19 protein-coding genes are annotated in these 20,954 nt (G+C 71.0%); 14 read left to right on the forward strand and 5 right to left on the reverse strand.

Annotated elements, in window-relative coordinates:
• Positions 1-26 precede the first annotated feature (26 nt).
• Positions 27-1,046: a LacI family DNA-binding transcriptional regulator gene (locus tag ABZS51_RS10480; RefSeq protein ID WP_355438447.1), complete on the forward strand. Its 1,020-nt coding sequence runs from the start codon at positions 27-29 to the stop codon at positions 1,044-1,046.
• A gap of 22 nt (positions 1,047-1,068) precedes the next feature.
• Here ABZS51_RS10480 and ABZS51_RS10485 read toward each other — a convergent pair whose 3' ends face one another.
• Entirely contained in the window at positions 1,069-2,649 is a 1,581-nt protein-coding gene (locus ABZS51_RS10485; protein WP_355438449.1) for a glycoside hydrolase family 43 protein, read from the reverse strand.
• Between the two features lie 136 nt (positions 2,650-2,785).
• On the opposite strand from ABZS51_RS10485, the gene ABZS51_RS10490 reads away from it, so the two are divergent.
• The 3 genes from ABZS51_RS10490 (at position 2,786) to ABZS51_RS10500 (ending at position 6,084) form a co-directional block, all read left to right on the forward strand.
• Positions 2,786-4,150 (forward strand): extracellular solute-binding protein, encoded by a 1,365-nt coding sequence (locus ABZS51_RS10490; RefSeq protein WP_310707939.1) that lies wholly within the window; start codon positions 2,786-2,788, stop codon positions 4,148-4,150.
• 66 nt (positions 4,151-4,216) lie between these two features.
• The gene (locus tag ABZS51_RS10495; RefSeq protein ID WP_355438451.1) at positions 4,217-5,188 is read left to right on the forward strand and encodes a sugar ABC transporter permease; all 972 of its coding nucleotides are present in this window, start codon (positions 4,217-4,219) and stop codon (positions 5,186-5,188) included.
• Positions 5,185-6,084: a carbohydrate ABC transporter permease gene (locus tag ABZS51_RS10500; RefSeq protein WP_310707937.1), complete on the forward strand. Its 900-nt coding sequence runs from the start codon at positions 5,185-5,187 to the stop codon at positions 6,082-6,084. The genes ABZS51_RS10495 and ABZS51_RS10500 overlap by 4 nt, the downstream gene beginning before the upstream one ends.
• A 22-nt stretch (positions 6,085-6,106) precedes the next feature.
• Here ABZS51_RS10500 and ABZS51_RS10505 read toward each other — a convergent pair whose 3' ends face one another.
• Positions 6,107-7,033 (reverse strand): hypothetical protein, encoded by a 927-nt coding sequence (locus ABZS51_RS10505; protein ID WP_355438453.1) that lies wholly within the window; start codon positions 7,031-7,033, stop codon positions 6,107-6,109.
• Between the two features lie 128 nt (positions 7,034-7,161).
• Here ABZS51_RS10505 and ABZS51_RS10510 point away from each other — a divergent pair, with 128 nt between their 5' ends.
• Together ABZS51_RS10510 and ABZS51_RS10515 are read left to right on the forward strand one after the other, a co-directional pair.
• Complete coding sequence (locus ABZS51_RS10510; protein WP_355438455.1) at positions 7,162-7,674, forward strand: SigE family RNA polymerase sigma factor; 513 nt, start codon at positions 7,162-7,164, stop codon at positions 7,672-7,674.
• Complete coding sequence (locus tag ABZS51_RS10515; protein ID WP_355438457.1) at positions 7,661-8,401, forward strand: hypothetical protein; 741 nt, start codon at positions 7,661-7,663, stop codon at positions 8,399-8,401. The genes ABZS51_RS10510 and ABZS51_RS10515 overlap by 14 nt, the downstream gene beginning before the upstream one ends.
• Before the next feature lie 82 nt (positions 8,402-8,483).
• On the opposite strand, the gene ABZS51_RS10520 is transcribed toward ABZS51_RS10515, so the two are convergent.
• Positions 8,484-9,263 carry an IclR family transcriptional regulator gene (locus ABZS51_RS10520; protein ID WP_355438459.1) on the reverse strand — a complete coding sequence of 260 codons (780 nt, stop codon included), beginning with the start codon at positions 9,261-9,263 and terminating at the stop codon, positions 8,484-8,486.
• A gap of 103 nt (positions 9,264-9,366) precedes the next feature.
• Here ABZS51_RS10520 and ABZS51_RS10525 point away from each other — a divergent pair, with 103 nt between their 5' ends.
• Genes ABZS51_RS10525 through ABZS51_RS10550 form a run of 6 tightly spaced genes read left to right on the forward strand, consistent with a single transcriptional unit; the run spans position 9,367 to position 15,877 of the window.
• Positions 9,367-10,299 (forward strand): 5-dehydro-4-deoxyglucarate dehydratase, encoded by a 933-nt coding sequence (locus ABZS51_RS10525; RefSeq protein WP_355438461.1) that lies wholly within the window; start codon positions 9,367-9,369, stop codon positions 10,297-10,299.
• 45 nt (positions 10,300-10,344) lie between these two features.
• The gene (locus ABZS51_RS10530) at positions 10,345-11,919 is read left to right on the forward strand and encodes an ABC transporter substrate-binding protein (protein WP_310707931.1); all 1,575 of its coding nucleotides are present in this window, start codon (positions 10,345-10,347) and stop codon (positions 11,917-11,919) included.
• Between the two features lie 11 nt (positions 11,920-11,930).
• Complete coding sequence (locus tag ABZS51_RS10535; RefSeq protein WP_355438463.1) at positions 11,931-12,857, forward strand: ABC transporter permease; 927 nt, start codon at positions 11,931-11,933, stop codon at positions 12,855-12,857.
• A 14-nt stretch (positions 12,858-12,871) separates the two neighbouring features.
• On the forward strand, positions 12,872-13,834 hold the full coding sequence (locus tag ABZS51_RS10540; RefSeq protein WP_355438465.1) for an ABC transporter permease: 963 nt from the start codon (positions 12,872-12,874) through the stop codon (positions 13,832-13,834).
• Positions 13,831-14,850 (forward strand): ABC transporter ATP-binding protein, encoded by a 1,020-nt coding sequence (locus tag ABZS51_RS10545; protein ID WP_355438467.1) that lies wholly within the window; start codon positions 13,831-13,833, stop codon positions 14,848-14,850. Before ABZS51_RS10540 ends, ABZS51_RS10545 begins: the two co-directional genes overlap by 4 nt.
• Positions 14,843-15,877 carry an oligopeptide/dipeptide ABC transporter ATP-binding protein gene (locus ABZS51_RS10550; RefSeq protein ID WP_310707927.1) on the forward strand — a complete coding sequence of 345 codons (1,035 nt, stop codon included), beginning with the start codon at positions 14,843-14,845 and terminating at the stop codon, positions 15,875-15,877. The genes ABZS51_RS10545 and ABZS51_RS10550 overlap by 8 nt, the downstream gene beginning before the upstream one ends.
• Positions 15,878-15,910: 33 nt before the next feature.
• Here ABZS51_RS10550 and glpK (ABZS51_RS10555) read toward each other — a convergent pair whose 3' ends face one another.
• A complete protein-coding gene (glpK, locus tag ABZS51_RS10555) occupies positions 15,911-17,419 on the reverse strand; it encodes a glycerol kinase GlpK (RefSeq protein WP_355438470.1) in 1,509 nt (502 codons plus the stop codon).
• Positions 17,420-17,450: 31 nt separating this feature from the next.
• On the reverse strand, positions 17,451-18,218 hold the full coding sequence (locus ABZS51_RS10560) for an IclR family transcriptional regulator (RefSeq protein ID WP_310707925.1): 768 nt from the start codon (positions 18,216-18,218) through the stop codon (positions 17,451-17,453).
• Between the two features lie 305 nt (positions 18,219-18,523).
• Between ABZS51_RS10560 and ABZS51_RS10565 the strand changes: the two genes are divergently transcribed.
• Positions 18,524-19,351, forward strand: coding sequence for an MIP/aquaporin family protein (locus ABZS51_RS10565; protein WP_355438472.1), 828 nt, complete (start codon positions 18,524-18,526; stop codon positions 19,349-19,351).
• A gap of 34 nt (positions 19,352-19,385) precedes the next feature.
• Positions 19,386-20,903, forward strand: coding sequence for a glycerol kinase GlpK (gene glpK, locus ABZS51_RS10570; RefSeq protein WP_355438474.1), 1,518 nt, complete (start codon positions 19,386-19,388; stop codon positions 20,901-20,903).
• Positions 20,904-20,954 lie beyond the last annotated feature (51 nt).

Below are 20,954 nucleotides of genomic sequence, written 5' to 3' on the forward strand. Positions count from 1 at the left end.
CGGTGGAGGCGCGGGAAACGAAGGACATGAACCGGGCACCAGGCATGGTGGATGTGGCACGCGAGGCCGGCGTGTCACACGTCACCGTATCCCGCGTCCTCAACGATCACCCCTCCGTCCGGCCGGAGACCCGCGCCCGGGTCGAGGCCGCCATCGAGAAGCTCGGCTACCGCCGCAACAGCGTCGCCCGCGCGCTCAAGAGCCGCCGCTCCTCGACGATCGGCGTGGTGCTCGCCGGGGCCGAGTTGTTCGAGCTGCCCAGGATCCTGCGCGGCGTGCAGACCGCGGCGCAGCTGGCCGGGTACTGGGTCAACCTGGCCAGCTGGCAGGGCGGCAGCACCATGGACCTGGCCGAGACGCTGCAACGGCTCACCGACCAGTCGGTGGAGGCCATCGCCGTCATCGCGGACCGGCCCCTGGTGGCGGACGCGCTGGCCGACATCGTCACCGGCGTGCCGATGACGGTGGTCATGTCCGGCAACGTGCCCAACCCGGAGCTCGGCTTCGTCGAGCTCGACCAGGAGCTGGGCGCGCGGCTGGCCGTGCGTCACCTGCTGGAGCAGGGGCATCGCCATGTCGTCCACCTGACCGGGGCGTTGCGCACCTTCGACGCGCGGGCCCGCGTGGACGGCTGGCGAGCCGCGCTGGAGGACACGCCCGGGGCCGGCGGAGAGCTGCTCGAAGGCGACTTCACCGGAAACAGCGGCTACCGGCTCGCCCATTACCTCGTCACCCGTCCGGAGCACGAGCTTCCGACGGCGATCTTCGCCGGCAACGACCAGATGGCCATGGGCGTGCTGGCGGCCTTCGCTGAGCTCGGCGTCAAGGTTCCGGCCGACGTCTCGCTCGTCGGGTTCGACGACACCGCCGGGGCCGCCTACCTGGTGCCCGCGCTGACCACGGTCCGTCAGGACTTCGTCGGTCTCGGACAGCGCTCGATCGAGCAACTGCTGCGGATGATGCGCGGCGAGCCGGCCATGAGCGAGCGGATCGCCCCCGAGCTGGTGGTCCGGCGCAGCACCGCGCCGCCCCGGCCCCAGCGCTAGCCGCTCTGCCCCGACGACTCCGTCACGCGGGGCCGTCGGAGCCGGCGGGCCGGTAGTCGAACCAGTGGACGTGCGCCCGGCCGTGACCGGCCTGTCCGTTGCCGGTGGCGTAGAGCCCCAGGAAGACCCCCACGAACCCGCCCGCGCGCTCGGTGCTGAAGAAGGGCCGCTCGACACCGGCCAGGTCGATCCACTGGCCGGCGCCGGGCTCCTTGAGGCGGAAGGTGTAGCCGGCCTCGTCTCCGTCGACGGCCAGCACCGCCTCGCCTGCCGACACCGGCACCGAGGCCAGGCGGGTGCTGGTGCCCGCGTCCCGGACCGTCAGCACCGCCTGCGCTCTTCCCCTGGCGTCCACGGTGAGGGCGAGCGTGGCGTAGCGGTCCTGGCTCTGGAAGACGGCCACACCGGCTTCCTCCGCCGGATGGGTGGCGGTGAAGCTGATCCGGGCCCGCGCGTGGAAGCGGACGTGCTGCTGACGCCGGCCGACGAAGGCCGGTACGCCGGTGGAGCTGAGCGGCTCAGCAGCGAGCTCCAGGTCCAGCCCCTGCCCGCCGGCCGAGGGTCTGACGCGGTCGCCGACCGGGCCGCGGAGGCTGTTCCACTCCAGGCCCAGCACCGGCTCGTCGAAGGTCACCCGGCCCGCCACCCCGGCGTCGTCCCCCTCCGGTCCGCCGGAGGCGATCGACGGCAACCGCTCCGACAGCCGCACCCCGCCCGACTCCGGGGCGAAGACGGGCCCGTGGGAGCCCCACGCGACAGGCACCAGGAACACCTCCCGGCCCAGCGTGTGGGTGCCCTCGATCGGCCGGACGCCGAGCGTCACCGCCCACGTCTCACCGTCGGGGGTGTCCACCAGGTCCGCGTGGCCGACGTTGTGGATGGGCTCGTCCGGGCCGCGATGCCGGTGCGTCAGCAGCGGGCTGCGCGGATCGGTGACGTAGGGACCGGTGACGACGCCGGAGCGCGCCGCGGTGACGCTGTGATTGCCTTCGGTGCCCCCTTCGGCGGCGATCAGGTAGTACACGCCGTCGCGTTTGTACAGGTGCGGCGCCTCCACCCACGCCCCGCGTACGGCGCCGTGCCAGAGCACGTGGGTGGGCCCGACGAGTTCGAGGCTCCGCAGGTCGAGCTCGCGCATCCACAGCTCGCCGGGGCCGCCGTCGTTCGGCTGGGCGGCGTCCCGGCAGGCGGTGAACCAGCAGCGGCCGTCGTCGTCGAAGAACAGCGACGGGTCGATGCCTTCGGCCTCCAGCGGGACGGGGTCCGACCACGGCCCCGCGGGGTCGTCGGCGGTGACGACGAAGGTGAGGCTCCCCCGCCGTCCTCTCGCCACGGTGGAGACCACGTAGAAGGTGCCGTCGTGGTGGCGGATGGTCGGCGCCCAGACGCCGTCGGAGACGTCCAGCCCCTCCAGGGAGGGGCGGCCCGGCCGGTTCAGCACGTGCGTGAGCTGACGCCAACGGACCAGGTCACGGCTGTGGAAGAGGGGAATGCCCGGATAGTAGGCGAACGAAGAGGTGACCAGGTAGAAGTCCTCGCCGGCTCGGCAGATCGACGGGTCCGGATAGCAGCCGGTCAGGACCGGGTTGCGGAAGGTGAGCACGGGGGTGAGCTCCGAAGCGATGTCGGCTCTGTTACGAGCAGGGGCTTGACAGGATGACAACGTTAACATCAGGTTAGATCCCAACGCACGAACCCGGCATCCCGCCGTGATGCACCACCTGTCCGAGGAGACCGTCATGACCCCACCGACCCTCCCGCCGCCCCGTCGCCGCCGCCGCGGGATGATGCCGGCCGCCGCCCTGACGGTCGCCCTGGCGGCGTCGCTGACCGCCTGCTCGTCCGGCGACACCTCCTCCTCGGGCGCCTCCTCGGGCACCGCGGCCGCCGACGGACCGGTCACGCTGCAGGTCTGGACTTGGAACCTCAAGGGCAACGATCCGCGCGCCACGGCGATCGCCGACAAGTACCACCAGGAACACCCGAACGTCACGATCAAGCTGTCGGAGGTCGGCGGGACCGCCGACACCGCCTCCAAGCTGCTGGCCGCCGACCAGGCCGGCGACACCCCCGACGTGGTGCAGGTGGAGTACCGCGGTCTGCCCGCCCTGGTGGTGGCGGGAGCCGTCAAGGACATCACCGCCGACGTGGCCGGCGCCAAGTCCGGCATCGAGCCCAACATCTGGGCCCTGACCACCTTCAACAACCAGGTCTACGGCGTGCCCCAGGACATCGGGCCGATGATGTTCACCTACCGCAAGGACCTGTTCGCCAAGTACGGCGCCAAGGTGCCCACCACCTGGGCCGAGTACGCCAAGGCCGCCGAGCAGATCCACAAGAAGGACCCCAAGGTCTACATCGCCAGCTTCGCGGCCAACCAGATCGAGTTCTTCGCCGCCCAGGCCGCCCAGGCCGGCGCCCGGTGGTGGAGCAACGACGGCGACGCCTGGAAGGTCGGCATCGACGGCGAGGCGTCGCTGAAGACCGCCGACTTCTGGGAGGACCTGGTGAAGCGCGACCTGGTCAAGGTCGAGCCCCTGCTCACCCCCGAATGGAACGCGCAGGTCAACGACGGCAGGATTCTGAGCTGGGCCGCCGCCGCGTGGGCGCCCAACGTGATCCACTCGGTGGCGCCGGACACCTCCGGCAAGTGGGAGTCCGCGCCGCTGCCGCAGTGGACGCCCGGCGACCCGGCCGTCCCGTTCCTGGGCGGCTCCACGTATCTGGTGCCGGCCAAGTCCAAGCACGCCAAGGAGGCCGCGGCCTTCGCCGCCTGGCTCGGCGCGTCCGACGAGGGCTCCAAGCTGACGCTCGGCCTCGACATCTTCCCCGGCGGCAACGCGGGACGTCAGGCGACGCTGACCCACGAGCCGCCGCGGCTGATGCCGCAGCAGAAGGACTTCTACCAGGTCGCCGACCAGGTGATCAAGAACACGACCATCCCGGTGACCTGGGGACCCAACGTCAACGTGGCGCAGACCGCCTTCGGCGACGCCCTGAACACCGCCGCGCTCAACAAGACCTCCTTCCGCGAGGTGTACAAGGCCACGCAGCAGGCCGTCGTCGCTGACCTGCAGAAGTCTGGCTATACCGTGACCAAGTAGCCGATCGCGGGCCCGGCGACCGGCCGGGCCCGCAGCGTCGGCCTCTCGACCCACCCTGGACGCCTCATGCCCGCCACCTCCACCTCGGCCGCCCCGGCCGCCACTGGCTCCACGGCCCCCGCACCGACCGGACGGCGCACGCGTATCCGCGCCGTCGCCACCCCATGGCTGTTCGCCACGCCGGCGATCGTGCTCTTCGCCCTGTTCCTGATCGTCCCGATCGGTTACGCGATCTACCTGAGCTTCCGCGGCTTCCGCGTCGAAGGCGGCGGCGCGTTCGGGCGGCGCGTGCAGACCTTCGTCGGCTTCGACAACTACCTCGCCGCGCTCGGCGACCCGGGGTACGTCGCCGGGCTCGGCCGGGTCCTGCTCTACGGCGTCATCGCCATCCCCAGCGTGCTGGGCCTGGCCCTGCTGTTCGCGCTGCTGCTCGACACCCCCCGGGTGCGGGCGCGCGGCTTCACCCGAACCGCGATCTTCCTGCCGTACGCGGTGCCCGGTGTGATCGCCAGCCTCCTGTGGGGCTTCCTCTACCTGCCCAGCACCAGCCCGCTCACCTACCTCGCCGAGCGGCTGCACGCCGGGCCGCTGGACTTCTTCGGCTTCCCCGCCCTGTACTTCTCGCTGGCCAACATCGCGCTGTGGTCCGGCGTCGGCTTCAACATGATCATCATCTTCACGTCGCTCCGGGCCATCCCCACCTCCATCTACGAGGCGGCCCGGATCGACGGAGCCAGTGAGCTGCAGATCGCCTGGCGCATCAAGATCCCGCTGGTGGCCCCCGCCCTCGTGCTCACCGGCCTGTTCTCCGTGATCGGCACCCTGCAGCTGTACAGCGAACCCGCCACGCTGCGCCCGATGACGACCACCATCTCCTCCACCTGGGTGCCGCTGATGAAGATCTACCAGGAGGCGTTCATGAACGACAATCTCGGCGGGGCCGCCGCCGCCTCCGTCGTGCTCGCCCTGGGCATCCTCGTCCTCTCGCTGGTCCTGCTGCGCTTCTTCCAGCGCAGGACCTTCGGGGACAACGCATGAGCGCCGCCCTGCAGACCTCGCCCCGTACCGGCGACCGCCAGTTCGACCACCGCCACCGCCCCGCCGCCCGCAGGCGGCCGCGACTGCCGCTGATCGTCCTGCTGCTCGGCGCGCTGTACTGCCTGACTCCCGTGCTCTGGGTGGTCACCGCCGCCTCCAAGACCCCGCGCGAGCTGTTCACCACCTTCTCCTTCGCGCCCGGCAGCGGATTCGCCGACAACCTCGCCAACCTCAGCGAGTACGGCGACGGCCAGTTCTGGCAGTGGGGGCTCAACTCGCTGCTGTACGCCGGCGTGGGCGCGATCCTGTCGACGCTGGTGTCGGCCATGGCGGGTTACGCCCTGGCCAAGTTCCGCTTCCGCGGCCGCGAGGTGCTGTTCTCCGTGATCCTGGCCGGCGTGCTGGTGCCCGGCATCGTCCTGGCCGTCCCGCAGTACCTGCTGCTGGCCGGTGTGGGCCTGGCCGGAACCTACTGGTCGGTGCTCCTGCCGGTCATCATCAACCCGTTCGGCATCTTCCTGTGCCGGGTCTTCGCCAATGCCGCGGTCCCGCAGAGCACGCTGGAGGCGGCACGCCTGGACGGGGCCGGCGAGGTCCGCATCTTCGGCCACATCGTGCTGCCCATGATGACGCAGGGGCTGGTGACGGTGTTCCTGTTGCAGTTCGTCGGCATCTGGAACAACTTCCTGCTGCCGTTCATCATGCTGTCGGACCAGGACAAATACCCGATCACTCTGGGCCTGTACACGTTCCTTGGCAAGGGCGCGGGCGACGGCGACCTGTATTCGCTGGTCATCATGGGCTCGGCCGTGTCGGTCGTCCCGCTGATCGTTCTCGTCCTGGTCCTGCAGCGCTTCTGGCGCGCCGACCTGCTGGCCGGCGGGCTCAAGGGATAGGCCCTCCCCCTCTCCCCGCGTGTTACGGCAGACTGGGCACTGCCGGCTGGGCGTCGGTCCAGCCGGCCTGGAGCACGGTCTCGGTGCTGGTCTTGTCCGGGAACGGCTTGCCGTCGATCAAAGTCGTGCGAGCCTTCGACAGCAGCAGCATCGTGCCGGTGTCGACGATCAGGTCGGTTCTGAGCCCCATGGTCTTGCCCTTCTCGACAGTGTCCGGGTAGCCGTACGAGAGGGCCGCACCGGCTCTGCCCATGCCGTCCGTCGCCTTGCCCCGGGACTTGACGCCGGGCGTCGTCAGCAGGGCCTGGTAGGCCGCGGCGCGCACCTCCTTGGGCGCCGGAATCAGGTAGAGCAGCTCGGGCAGCGCCTCGGTGACGGACATGTCCACGTTCATCTCCCGTGCGGCTCGTGCGGCCTCGGCGAGCCAGGACTTCAACCTGTTCGGGTCCGCGGGCAGTCGCTGGACCTCGTCGTACGTCAGCTTCTGCCCGGCCAGGTTGAAGGTGTTGTCTCCCCGTACGGGGCTCACGTGGCCCTTGCCCGGTTGGGTGGACAGCGACACGGTCTGGCCGTCTGCCGCGCGGGCCCACTTGGCCGGCGAGCCGTCGCGGCGCCACGCCTTCCGGTCCGCCGCACTCTGCGGATACGCCCCCAGCGTCCTGGACCCCACCCAGGATCTGCCGTCGGGAGCCGTCCACCGCTCGAGGAGCCCCTGCTCCACCACCGAGTAACGGTTCCCTCCGCTGCCCAGTTGGCGGTGATGCGTCTCCTTCCACAGCACCTTCCCGTGCCAGTAAGCCCCTCCAGGGGGAGCCGACGCGGCGGCCGTGAGGCGCATCTCCGGTGCCCTGGCGGGACCGGGCAGGCCCACCAGGGCGGCGGCGCCCAGCGCGGCCAGGCCGGCACTGAGGGCGATCAGCCGACGGACCGGTGTGGTCGCGAACTTCATGCGTTCCTCCAGAGATCAGAAGTGACGACCCTCAATACGCCTGGGCCCTCTCGGAGGTTGCCCGAGGCGGAGGGCAACGGTCAGGGCCACCGAGGCGTATTAGGAGGCGTGAAACGGGACAGACAGCCGTGAGCGGCGCGGAGCACAGTTTCGGCGAGTTCGTGGCCGCGAGGGCCACGAGTCTGCTGCGAGTGGCCTATCTCGCCTGCGGAAACGAGACGGAGGCAGAGGATCTCCTCCAGACGGCGCTGGAGCGCACCTACAAGAACTGGGACCGGGTACGGGCCGACAGCCCCGAGCCCTACGTACGCCGCGTCATCGTCAACACCGCCATCAGCCGGGCCCGCCGCCGGAAGATCCTGAGCATCATCCCGACGCGCGTCCTGCCGGAGACGCCGGCGCGCTCGGCCGACGTCGACCTGCGCCACGTGCTCATGGACGCGCTGCGCGACCTGCCTCCCCGGCAGCGCGCGGTGGTCGTCCTGCGCTACTGGGAGGACCTCAGCGAGGCGCAGGCCGCGGAGGTGCTCGGCTGCTCGGTCGGCACGGTCAAAAGTCAGGCGTCGAAGGCGCTGGCCAAGCTCCGTACGGCGCTTGGCGAGGAATCCATGGAAGGAGTGATCGGCAATGCCCGCTCTTGAGGACCAGCTCCGCCAGATCATGGCGGACGAGACCGCGAAACTGCACGCCGCACCGGACCTCGCCTGGCGGGTCATGCGGTCCTCCCGGCGGAGACGGGGACGGGGCAGGATCGCGGCGGTGGCCACGTCGCTGGCCGTCGCCGCGGCGGCGCCCCTCTACCTGACGGTGGCCCCGGGCACCACGCAGACGCCCGCCGCCCACGAAACGGCCTCGGCCTCCGAGGCGCCGGCCGAGCCCGCCATCGACGACACCCCGCCCGCGCCGTCCGAGCCCCCGAGCCTCGGTGACCTGGGCGACGGGAAGGCGTTCGGGCGCGTCAAGGTGGGGTACCTGCCCGACGGCCTGCAGTGGTCCCACTGGTCCGTGGACTACGGTGACGCCTACACGACCTCGTGGAACTACGACGGCGACAAGCACGGCTTCTACTGCGTCCAGATCTACGTGTACGAGGACCAGGCCGTCCAGGAGATCGACGACCGGGTGAAGGCGCACCGTGACGAGGGCGAGGGCGAAGAGGTGACCGTCGGCGACCGGACGGGCTACACGGTCGTCCAGGGGGTCGGCGAGGACGGCGGGAAGGGTACGCCCACGCTCTTCCTGAACATGGGCGAGCGGCGGCGGGCCGAGATCATGTTCAGCCCGACGTACGTCAAGAAGCTCGACGGCCCCGAGGCCGTCGACCGCGAGCTGAAGAAGATCGCCGAAGGACTCACCGCCGCCGACTAGGTCCGCATCCCCTCCGGGACCGGCCGGATCCGCCCCCACCGGCCCCGGAGGCGACGCTCAGCAGGTGCGCCGCGACCAGCGATCAGCTCGTGATGCGCGTCCGGGCACGGAGCAGGGAGGCCACGACCACCTCCTCCCGCTCCGGGCTGAGGCGGACGAGGGGGATGGAGCAGCTCAGAGCCTCGTTGGGGACGGCGGAGCCGAAGTGCAGCGCGACGGCGAAGCAGCGCAGGCCGATGGTGGACTCCTGCTCGTCCACGGCGTGGCCGCGGCGCCGGATCTCCTGGAGCTCGCCGCACAGCGCCGCCCGGTCGGTGATCGTGTGGGTGGTGCGCGGCTCCAGGGTCTCCGGCAGGAGCTCGTCCACCTCCTCCCAGGGACGCTCTGCGAGGATGGCCTTGCCGAGGCCGGTCGCCCATGACGGCAGCCGCCGGCCGGGCCGGGAGACGACGGCCAGGGAGTGCCGGGAGATGTTGGTGGCCAGGTAGACGACCTCGGATCCGTCGAGGCGTGCCAGGTGCACGGTCTCGTCGAGCTCGGCGTTCAGCTCGTTCATCACCGGCTGCGCCCGCTGGACCACGTCGTCCCGCTCGACGTACGCCGCCCCGGCGCGCAGCGCTCGGATGCCGATCCGGTAACGGCCGACGCCGTCGGTCTCCAGCCATCCCGTGTTGACCAGGGTGGTGAGGAGCGCGTAACCGCTGGCCCGGGGCATGTCCAGCGCGGTGGACACGTCGCGCAGCGAGCACGCCTCCTTGGCGGAGCTGAGGTATTCGAGCACGGCGATGGTCCGCTCGGCCGATTTGACGCTGCGGACGCCTCCTCCGGTCTCGGGGGGGCCGGTCGATGCATTGGGGGACATGATCCCCATCTACACCCCTCTTGACGTTTATGGAAACACCAACTTAATGTCTCGGCTACAAATATAGATGCGGTCTCCATATGTAGACAAGAGGTAGCCGTTGATGTCCTCCACCGTCCCGCGGGTCGCCGCCACGCTGACCGGTCTGCTCGCCTTCCCCGTCACTCCGTTCACGGAGTCGGGGGACGTGGACCTGTCCCGTTTCAGATCCCACCTGACCGACGTGCTCGACGCGAAGCCGGGTGCGATCTTCGTCGCCTGCGGGACCGGTGAGCTGGCATCCCTGACCGCCACCGAGCACCAGGCGGTGGTCAGCGCGGCCGTCGAGCACGTCGCCGGCGCCACCCCCGTGCTCGCCGGCGTCGGCGGCGGCACCCGGACGGCCGCGGAGTTCGCCCGTGCCGCGCAGGCCGCCGGGGCCGACGGCGTGCTCGCGCTTCCGCCGTACCTCCAGGTCGGGCCGCAGGCCGGGCTCGTGTCCCACTACCGCGAGGTGGCCGCCGCCACGGACCTGGACGTGATCCTCTACCAGCGCGGCACCGCCATCTTCTCGCCCGAGGCGGTGGCCGAGCTCGCCGAGGTGGACAACATCGTCGCGCTGAAGGACGGGCACGGCGACATGGAGCTGCTCCAGCTCATCCAGGTCGCCACCGGCGGACGCCTCCCCCTGCTCAACGGCATGCCGACCGCGGAGGTCTTCGCCCGCTCCTATGTCGGTCTCGGCGCCCGCGCCTACTCCTCGGCGGTGCTGGCGTTCCTCCCGGAGGTCGCCGTCGCGTTCTTCCAGGCGTTCGAGAAGGGCGACGAGGCGACCCAGGACCTCCTGCTGCGCGAGTTCTACGCCCCGCTCGCCGAGCTGCGCCAGACCACTCCCGGCTACGCCGTCTCCCTGGTCAAGGCCGGGCTGGAGATCCGCGGCCGCTCCGCGGGACCCGTCCGCGCGCCGCTGGCCCAGGTCACCCCGCAGCACCGCGAGCAGCTCGCCCGCATCATCGACCGCGGGCTCGCCGCCCTCAGCGCGACGCCCGTCGCATAGCACGTCGCCTGCCCGGTACCGGCAGCAGGCGTTTTCGGAGGAACCATGACCACAACACCGCGCGTGTTCAACACCCCTCACCGCCGTCAGGCGGCCTCAGCCCTCCTGGCACTGGGCACGATCCTGTCGGCCGGCGCCTGCTCGGTCGCGAACAGCGACCCGGAGCCCTCGTCCGGAGCGGCGGCGGCCACCGTCCGCATCGTGCTGCCCGAGGAGCCCCCGACGCTGGAGCCGTGTGACGCCTCCCTCACCGCCACCGGGCGCGTCACCCGGGCCAACATCACCGAGGCGCTCACCGAGCGCGACCCCAGCACCGGGGCGCTCCAGCCGGCGCTGGCCACGGAGTGGAAGCAGGACTCGCCGACCGAGTGGACCTTCACCCTGCGCAAGGGCGTGAAGTTCCACGACGGCACCGCGTTCGACGCCAAGGCGGCGGCCTTCTCCATCGACCGCACCCTCGGCTCCAAGATCGACTGCAACGTGAACGGCTACGTCTTCGGCGGCATCAAGCTCACGGCGACGGCCGTGGACGACGCGACGCTCAAGGTGAAGACCGCCAAGCCCGACCCGATCCTGCCGCTGCGGCTGTCGTTCGTCGAGGTCGTGCCGACCACCACGAGCACGACCGGCAAGGTCCGCGAGCCCGTCGGCACCGGCCCGTTCAAGCTCGCGAAGTGGGACACCGGCCGCAGCCTCCGCCTGGAGCGGTTCGCCGGCTACTGGGGCAAGGCGCCCGAGTTCGCCGCCGCGGAGTACGTCTGGCGTACCGAGGGCAGCATCCGCGCGGCCATGGTCAAGAGCGACGAGGCGGACGTGGCCATCGGCCTCGCCCCGGAGGACGGCGCCGGCGACTCGGCCGTGCAGTTCCCCAACAACGAGACCTCCTACCTGCGCATCGACGCCACCAGGCCGCCGCTGAACGACATCCGCGTGCGCCAGGCGATCAACTACGCCATCGACCGGAGCGGCCTCGTCGCCTCGGTCTTCGCCGGGCTGGGCAAGCCGGCGGGACAGCTCGTCCCCGAAGGCGTGACCGGACACAGCACCGCCATCCAGCCGTGGCCGTACGACATGGCCCAGGCCAAGAAGCTGATCGCGGAGGCCAAGGCGGCGGGCGTCCCCACGGACACCCCCATCAAGATCATTGGCCGGAACGGGATCTACCCCAAGGCCGCCGAGGCGATGGAGGTCGTGCAGAACTCGCTGATCGAGGCCGGGCTGTCGGTGAAGATCGAGATGCTCGACGTGAACGCCTGGCTGGAGTACCTGCTGCGCCCGTTCCCCAAGGACCCCGGCCCCACCCTGCTCCAGGCCCAGCACGGCAACCAGGCCGGTGACGCGGCCTTCACGATGGGCCAGATCTACGGCAGCAAGGGCGCCCAGAGCAGCTACGGCACCGCCGAGCTGGACAACCTGATCAACACCGCCGAGCAGGCCTCCGCGGAGGAGCGCCAGGCGGCGTTCGCCAAGGCGCTGGAGTACCAGAACAAGGAGGTCGTGCGGGACGCGGTCATGGCGCACATGACCGGCATCCTCGCCCTGTCGCCCAAGGTCTCCTACAAGCCCAACGCGGCCACGAACGACGAGATGCGCCTCGCCGACATGCACCCGGCCGGCTGAGAGGAACGCGTGTGCTGACCTTCCTGCGGCGTCGCATCGTCTCCAGCGCGATCCCGCTGGTCATCGTGGTCCTCGGGGTGTTCTGCCTGGCACGTCTCACCGGCGACCCGGCGAACCTCTACCTGCCGCTCAGCGCCACGCCGGAGATGCGGGCCGAGTTCTCCGCCCGGCACGGGTTCGACCAGCCGCTGCTCGTCCAGTTCGGCGAGTACCTGGGCCAGGTCGTACGGCTGGACTTCGGCGAGTCGCTGCGGACCGCGCAGCCGGCGGCCGAGGCCGTGCTGCGGGCGTTCCCGGCGACGCTGCAGCTCGCGGGGGCGACCATGATCCTGGCGATCCTGGGCGCCGTCGTCGTCGGGAGCTGGGCGGCCTACCGTCCCAACTCCGTCGCGGACCGGGTCGCCAGCTTCACCTCGACCACCGCGGCGAGCATGCCGGACTTCTGGTTCGCCATCATGGGCGTCCTGGTCTTCGCCGTGGCCCTCGGCTGGCTGCCCACCTCGGGCACGGAGGGCGCGGCTGCGTGGGTGCTGCCCGTGCTCACCCTGCTGATCCGGCCGTTCGGCGTGCTCGTGCAGGTGGTGCGCGGGGCGATGGTCACCGCGCTGTCCGCGCCGTACATCAAGGTGGCGCGGAGCAAGGGCGCGGGCGAGATCCGGGTGGTGTTCGGCCACGCGCTGCGCAACGCCGCCCCTCCGGCGCTGACCGTGGCCGGAGACCTCACGGTCGGGCTGGTCAACGGGGCCGTGGTCGTCGAGACGATCTTCGGCTGGCCGGGCATCGGCAAGCTGATGATCACCTCGATCCTGCAGCGTGACTTCGCGGTGCTGCAGGCCGCGGTCCTGGTGACCGCGCTCACGATCTTCGCGCTCAACATCGTCATCGACGCCTGCTACGCGATCCTGGACTCCCGTGTCCGCCAGGGCGTGACGACATGACCAACGGAGACCTCATGTCCACGACTCAGGCCGGGCCGGAGCGGCCCGCCGAGACCCCCGCCGCGGGGCCCGCCGCCGTCCGGCGGGTCACCTGGTGGCGGCTGCTGCTGCGGGACCGGTTCGCCTGCGTGGCGGTAGTGATCCTGCTGGTCGTGGCCGCCTGCGCCATCATCGGGCCGATCCTGCTCGGCGACCTGGCCACCCGGCAGAACCTGCGGGCGGTCAACCGGCCGCCCTTCAGCCTCGACGACGGCTTCGCGTTCCTGCTCGGCAGCGACTCGCTCGGGCGCAGCGTGCTGGCCCGGCTCATCGTGGCCAGCCGCACGACGCTCTCCGTCTCGGTCCCGGCCGTCCTGATCTCGCTGGTCATCGGGTCGGTCTGGGGCATGTGGGCCGGTTACCACCGCGGCCGGCGCGAGAACGTCTCCATGCGGATCGCCGACGTCATCCTCAGCTTCCCCTCGCTGCTGCTGGCCGTGGTCGTGCTGTACGTCTTCTCGCCCAGTGCCATGAACATCGTCCTGGTCCTGGCCGTCGCCCGGATCCCGATCTACCTGCGGGCCGCGCGGGCGGAGTCGGCCGAGCTGCAGAGCAGGCTGTTCGTGGACGCGGCGCGGACCTTCGGCACCGGCAGCTGGGCCATCATCGGCCGGCACGTGGCGCCGACCGTGCTGCCGACCCTGTTCACCGTCGCGACCCTGGACTTCTGTTTCGTGATGCTGACCGAATCGTCGCTGAGCTTCCTCGGCATCGGCATCCAGCCGCCGGACATGAGCTGGGGCCTGATGGTCGCCCAGGGCCGGCAGGTCCTCCAGAGCGCCTGGTGGATCGCCGTCTTCCCCGGTCTCGCCATCGTGGTGACCACCGTCTCGGCGACCGTCCTCGCCTCGTGGGCGCGGCTGGCCATGGACCCCGGACAGCGGTGGCGGCTCACCTTGCCCCGCTCCCGGCGCAAGATCAAGGAGGTGCGGGCGTGAGCGAGTCGAACGGCACGGCGATCGCCGCCGCGGAGCCGGGACGGCCGGTGCTGGAGGTCGACAAGCTGGCCGTCGACATCAGGACCCCCGCCGGGACGGTCCGCGCCGTGCGCGAGGTCAGCTTCTCCGTCCGCTCCGGCGAGACGCTGGCGCTCCTGGGCGAGTCGGGCTGCGGCAAGAGCATGACGGCGCAGGCCATCGTCGGCCTCCTCGACCCGGTGGCGCACGTCGCCGGCGGCGCCGTGCGCCTGGACGGGACCGACATCCTCACCCTGTCGCCGGCACAGCGCCGCAAGCTGGCCGGCCCCGGCCTGTCGATCGTGTTCCAGGACGCGCTGACCGCGCTGAACCCCGTGCAGACGGTCGGCGCCCAGCTCGCCGAGCCGTTCCGGATCCACCAGGGCCTGTCGCGCCGCGCGGCGCGGCAGCGGGCCGTCGAGCTGATGGAACGGGTCGGCATCCCCGAGCCGGGCGCCCGCGTGAGCGCCTATCCGCACCAGTTCTCCGGCGGCATGCGCCAGCGGCTGCTCATCGCGCTGGCGGTGGCCCTCCACCCCAAGGTGCTGCTGGCCGACGAGCCCACCACCGCCCTCGACGTCACCGTGCAGGCCCAGATCATGGAGCTGCTGCGCGAGCTGCGCACCGAGCAGCAGACGGCGCTGATCCTGATCACCCATGACCTCGCGGTGGTGGCCGAGCAGGCCGACCACGTGGCCGTCATGTACGCGGGCGCCGTCGTCGAGACCGGCCGGGTGGCGGACGTCTTCTCCCGCCCCCGCCACCCCTACACCCGCGGCCTGCTGGACTCGGTGCCGGCCGAGGTGGCGCGCGGCACCACCCTGAAGTCCATCCCGGGCAGCCCGCCCGACCTGCACTCCGTGCCCTCGGGATGCGCCTTCCGCGCGCGCTGCCCGATGGCCGGCGACGTGTGCGCGGAGCAGCGCCCTGTCCTCGTCGAGACCGGCCCCGGCCGTCTGTCGGCGTGCCACCACTGGAGGGAGCTGACCGATGACTGAGCCCGCCACGCCCACCCTCGCGGCGAAGGAGACGGCCGTTCCCCTGCTGGAGGTGACAGGGGTCAGCAAGTCCTTCCACGTGGCCCGCGGCGCCTCCGGCCGTAACCGGCTGCGCGCGCTCGACGGCGTCGACCTGCGGCTCGGGCACGGCGAGACGCTGGGCCTGGTCGGGGAGTCCGGCTGCGGCAAGTCGACCCTCGCCCGGGTGCTGCTCATGCTGGAACGCCCTGACCAGGGCACCGTCCGGTTCGAGGGCGTGGACCCGTTCGCGCTGCGCGGCAAGGAGCTGCTGAAGTGGCGGCGCCGGGTGCAGATGGTGTTCCAGGATCCGTTCGCGTCGCTGAACGCCCGGCTGTGCGCCGAGGACATCGTCGGTGAGCCGTGGCGCACGCACCGTGACCTGGTGCCGGTCAAGGAGCGCGGCAAGCGGGTGGCCGAGCTGCTCGACATGGTGGGGCTGCGGGCCGGCGACGCGCGCCGTTATCCGCAGGAGTTCTCCGGAGGCCAGCGCCAGCGGCTCGGGATCGCCCGCGCTCTGGCGCTCGAACCGGACGTCATCGTGTGCGACGAGCCGGTGTCGGCGCTGGACCTGTCGGTCCAGGCGCAGGTGCTCAACCTCCTCACCGACCTCCAGGCCCGGCTCGGGGTGTCGTACGTCTTCATCTCCCACGACCTGTCCGTGGTCCGCCACGTCGCGGACCGCGTCACGGTCATGTACCTCGGCAAGATCGTCGAGACCGGCCCGACGGAGCAGGTCTTCGACCGGCCCCGCCATCCCTACACCGCCGCGCTGATGTCCGCGGCGCCGGTGCTCGACGTCAGCCAGGGGGCGCGGCGGGAGCGGATCCTGCTCAAGGGCGAGGTGCCCTCCCCGCTCGACCCCCCGTCGGGGTGCCGGTTCCGTACCCGCTGCTGGAAGGCGGAGGACGTCTGCGCCCAGGACGTGCCGCCGCTGGAGCCGTCCCTGGGCGAGCCGCTGCACGCGGCCGCCTGCCACTTCCCGCTCCAGGAGGCGCCCGCCAGGTGAGCAGGCCGGGTGAGCAGGCCGGGTGACCGGGCGTCAGTGGTGCGGGCGCATCCAGCCGAACGTCCGCTCCACGGCCCGGCGCCAGTTGTCGTACTCCTCGTCGCGGCGCTTCGGGTCCATGGCCGGCAGCCACTGGGCGGCGCGATGCCAGTTGCGGCGCAGGCCCTCCAGGTCCGGCCAGTAGCCGACGGCCAGCCCGGCGGCGTACGCGGCCCCGAGTGAGACGGTCTCGGCCACCATGGGGCGGACGACCGGGACGTCCAGGACGTCGGCGATGTACTGCATGAGGAGGTTGTCGGCGGTCATGCCGCCATCGACCTTGAGAACGCGCAGGTCGAGCCCGGAGTCCGCGTTCATGGCGTCGACGACCTCGCGGGTCTGCCAGGCGGTGGCCTCCAGGACCGCCCGCGCGAGGTGCCCCTTGGTGATGTAGGACGTGAGGCCGACGATGACGCCGCGGGCCTCGCTCCGCCAGTGCGGGGCGAACAGCCCGGCGAACGCCGGCACGATGTAGCACCCGCCGTTGTCGTCCACCGTCTTGGCCAGCGTCTCGATCTCCGGAGCGCTGTTGATCAGGCCGAGGCCGTCGCGGAACCACTGCACCAGCGCGCCCGTGACGGCGATCGGCGCCTCCAGGGCGTACACCGCCGGCTCGGCGCCGACCTGGTAGCCGACGGTCGTGAGCAGCCCGTGGGTGGAGCGGACCGGCTCGTCGCCGGTGTTGAGCAGCAGGAAGCCGCCGGTGCCGTAGGTGCACTTCGCCTCGCCCGGTGCGAAGCAGGTCTGGCCGAACAGCGCCGCCTGCTGGTCGCCCAGCGCCGCGCCGATGCGGACGCCGGGCAGGACGCGGCTGGCCACCCCGTACGTCTCGGTCGAGGGCCGGATCTGCGGCAGCATGGCGCGCGGGACGCCGAAGAAGTCGAGCAGGTCGTCGTCCCACTCCAGCGTGGTCAGGTCCATCAGCAGGGTGCGGCTGGCGTTGGTGACGTCGGTGAGGTGCAGGCCGCCGTCGGAGCCGCCGGTGAGGTTCCAGATGAGCCAGGTCTCCATGGTGCCGAACAGCACCTCGCCCCGCTCGGCGCGCTCCCTCAGCCCGGGGGTCTCGTCGAGCAGCCAGCGCACGCGCGGGGCGGAGAAGTAGGTGGCGAGCGGCAGGCCGCAGCGTTTCTGCACCATCGAGGAGTCGGGACGGGCGGCCAGGTCGTCGACCAGCGCGTTCGTCCGGGTGTCCTGCCACACGATCGCCCGATGGAGGGGCAGGCCGGTGCGCCGGTCCCACAGGAGGGTGGTCTCCCGCTGGTTCGCGATGCCGACGGCCGCGAGCTGGTCCAGGCCGACCCCCGCCTGCCGGAGCGCCGCGGGGGCGATGCGCTCCAGGTTGCGCCAGATCTCGACGGCGTCGTGCTCGACCCACCCGGGGTGCGGGAAGTGCTGGCGATGCTCGCGCTGGGTCACCGACACCAGGCGTCCCTGCTGGTCGAAGATGATGCACCGGGTCGACGTCGTACCTTGGTCGATGGACATTACGTAGCGCGCGGCCATGGCGTTCACCTCGGTATGTATGAGTTAGGTGTCACCAGCGCGAGGCACCGAGGTCCCGGGAGACCGCGCGCGCGGCGTCGCGCACGAACGTCACCAGGACGGTGTTGGGCTGGCCTTTGGCGTCGCATATCCGTTCGACGGCGCCCGAGATCCCGATGGCTCCGACGACGAGTCCGCCGTGACCGCGGATGGGAGCGGCGATGGCGGCCTCGCCGACGGCCATCTCCTCCACCTGCGAGGCCCACCCGACCTCGCGGATGCCCGCCAGGCTCCGGGCCAGGTCCCGGGGGGCGACGATGGTCCGGCGGGTGTACGCCTCCAGCGGTCCGTTGCCGAGGGCGGCGCTCGCGCCGGAGTCGAAGGCCAGCAGCACCTTTCCCAGGGCGGTGGCGTGCATCGGCATCAGCGAGCCGACGTCGAGGGTCTGCAGGGTGTCGTCGGGACGGAAGACGTGGTGCACCACGAGGACCTGGCCGTCGAGGACGGTGCCGATCTTGACGGATTCGCAGCTCCGCGCCGCGAGCGCGTCCGCCCAGTTGATCGCGCGTGAGCGGAGCTCGTTGACGTCCAGGTAGCTCGTGCCGAGGTGGAGCAGGGCCGCGCCGAGCTGGTACTTGCCCGTCGCCCCGTCCTGCTCCACGAAGCCGACCAGTTGCAGGGTGCGGAGCAGGCCGTGGGCGGTGCCGCGGGGCAGACCGAGCGAGGTGGCGATCTCTCCCACGCCGAGTCTTCCCGAGCTGCGCGCGAGGAGGCGGAGGATGGCGGCTCCTCGCTGGATGGACTGCACTGGACCAGGCACGGCATCGAGCCTAGCCCTCTGCGGCCGACGTTCGACAATGTCGGCACGGGTCAAGAAAAAAATTACACATATCACCTCATACAGGGCGCGATGTGCGCTGCCCCATAGCATCAGACCATAATCCCGCATGTCATAGCTGACTAGTGTTCGACATTGTCGGCACCATGTCGTTGACGCTGTGGTTTTCCTCACTTAGCTTCCAAGTCATCCGTGAGGTGGTGGTCGCCTCACCGGACTTCATGCCTTCGGCGGCATCCGTTCCTGCCCGAGGACGGCGATGTGGCCGGGCACTTCGAGGAGGAGACATGGCGGAACGGTTGAAGGCCCGTAGCATGCTCGGCGAGCTGGCCGCCGAGTTCGCGGGCACCCTGATCCTCATCCTGTTCGGCGTCGGTGTGGTGGCCCAGGTCGTCGCGGGCGGCTTCGGGGACCACGACAGCATCGCGTGGGCCTGGGGGCTCGGCGTGACCCTGGGCGTCTACGTCGCGGCGCGGATCAGCGGCGCGCACCTCAACCCGGCCGTCACCATCGCCATGGCCGTGTTCAAGGGCTTCGAGTGGCGGAAGGTGGCGCCGTTCGCGCTGGCACAGATCGCGGGGGCGTTCGTGGCAGCACTCATCGTCCGCTTCAACTACGCCGAGGTGCTGGCCAAGGTCGATCCCGGCCACACCGTCAAGACGCAGGGCGTCTTCTCCACCCTGCCCGGCAACGGCGTGCTTCCGGTCGGGACCTGGGGCGCCTTCCGCGACCAGGTGATCGGCACCGCGATCCTGCTGTTCCTGATCCTGGCCGTCACCGACGTCCACAGCACCCCGCCGCTCGCCAACCTCGCGCCGTTCATCATCGGCCTGATCGTCGTCGCCATCGGCATGGCCTGGGGCACCAACGCCGGGTACGCCATCAACCCGGCCCGCGACCTGGGGCCACGTCTGGCGTCGTTCATCACGGGGTATCACACGGCCTGGCGAGACCAGTACGGGCAGCTCTATTTCTGGGTGCCCATCGTGGGCCCCATCATCGGCGGTCTGCTCGGCGCCGGCCTCTACCAGCTCCTGGTGGGACGGTTCCTGCCGATCGCGGAGGGCCCCGAGCCTGGCCGGGTTCCGGAGAAGGACTCGCTCGAGAACGCCTGACCACCATCCCATCCCGTTGAGGAGGCACGATTCCATGCCGGACTTCGTCGGAGCCGTCGACCAGGGAACGACGAGCACCCGCTTCATGATCTTCGATCACGGCGGCAACGAGATCGCCCGCCACCAGCTCGAACACGAGCAGATCCTGCCGCGCGCCGGCTGGGTCGAGCACAACCCCACGGAGATCTGGGAGCGCACCCGGGCGGTGATCGAGACCACGCTCACCAAGGCGAATCTCGTGGCCTCCGACCTGGCCGCGCTCGGCATCACCAACCAGCGCGAGACCTCCGTGGTGTGGAACCGCGCCACCGGCCGGCCGTACTACAACGCCATCGTCTGGCAGGACACGCGCACGGACCGGATCGCCTCGGCGCTGGACCGCGACGGCAGGGGCGACGTCATCCGCGCCAAGGCCGGTCTGCCGCCCGCGACGTACTTCGCCGGCGGGAAGATCCAGTGGATCCTGGAGAACGTCGAAGGGGTGCGCGAGGCGGCCGAGGCCGGCGAGGCGATCTTCGGCACCACCGACACGTGGCTGCTGTGGAACCTGACCGGCGGCACCGACGGCGGGCGGCACGTCACCGACGTGACCAACGCCAGCCGCACCATGCTCATGAACCTCGAGACCCTCGACTGGGACGACGAGCTGCTGTCGTTCTTCGGCATCCCGCGGCGGATGCTGCCGAAGATCGTGCCCTCCTCCCACGCCGAGGGGTTCGGGCACACCCGCGCCGACGGCCCGCTGCGCGCGGAGATCACGCTCGGCGGCGTCCTGGGCGACCAGCAGGCCGCCACCGTGGGGCAGGTCTGCTTCGGGGTCGGCGAGGCCAAGAACACCTACGGCACCGGCAACTTCCTGCTGCTCAACACCGGCACCACCCCGGTCCGCTCCAAGCACGGGCTGCTCACCACGGTGTGCTACCAGTTCGGCCAGGAGGCTCCGGTGTACGCGCTGGAGGGCTCCATCGCGGTGACCGGCTCGGCCGTGCAGTGGCTGCGCGACCAGCTCGGCATCATCTCGGGCGCCGCGCAGAGCGAGTCCCTGGCCCGGCAGGTCGAGGACAACGGCGGGGTGTTCTTCGTGCCCGCCTTCTCCGGCCTGTTCGCCCCGTACTGGCGCTCCGACGCCCGCGGCGCGATCGTCGGCCTGTCGCGCTACAACAACAACGCGCACATCGCCCGGGCCACCCTGGAGTCCATCTGCTACCAGAGCCGGGACGTGGTCGAGGCGATGCGCCAGGACTCCGGCGTCACCCTGGACGTGCTGCGGGTGGACGGCGGCGTCACCGCCAACGACCTGTGCATGCAGATCCAGGCCGACGTCCTCGGCGTCCCGGTCTCCAAGCCCGTGGTGGCGGAGACGACCGCGCTCGGCGCCGCCTACGCCGCCGGGCTCGCCGTGGGCTTCTGGAAGTCCACCGACGAGCTCAAGCAGAACTGGCAGGAAGACCGCCGCTGGGAGCCCACCTGGTCGCAGGACCAGCGCGACGCGGGCTACGCCACCTGGAAGAAGGCCGTCACCCGCACCCTCGACTGGGTCGACGTCGGCTGAGCCGCACGACCGCCCGGACCGTGGCCCCGCACGCCCATGCGGGGCCGCGGC

Source organism: Nonomuraea sp. NPDC005501 (genome assembly GCF_040605905.1).
Classification (GTDB): Bacteria; Actinomycetota; Actinomycetes; order Streptosporangiales; family Streptosporangiaceae; genus Nonomuraea.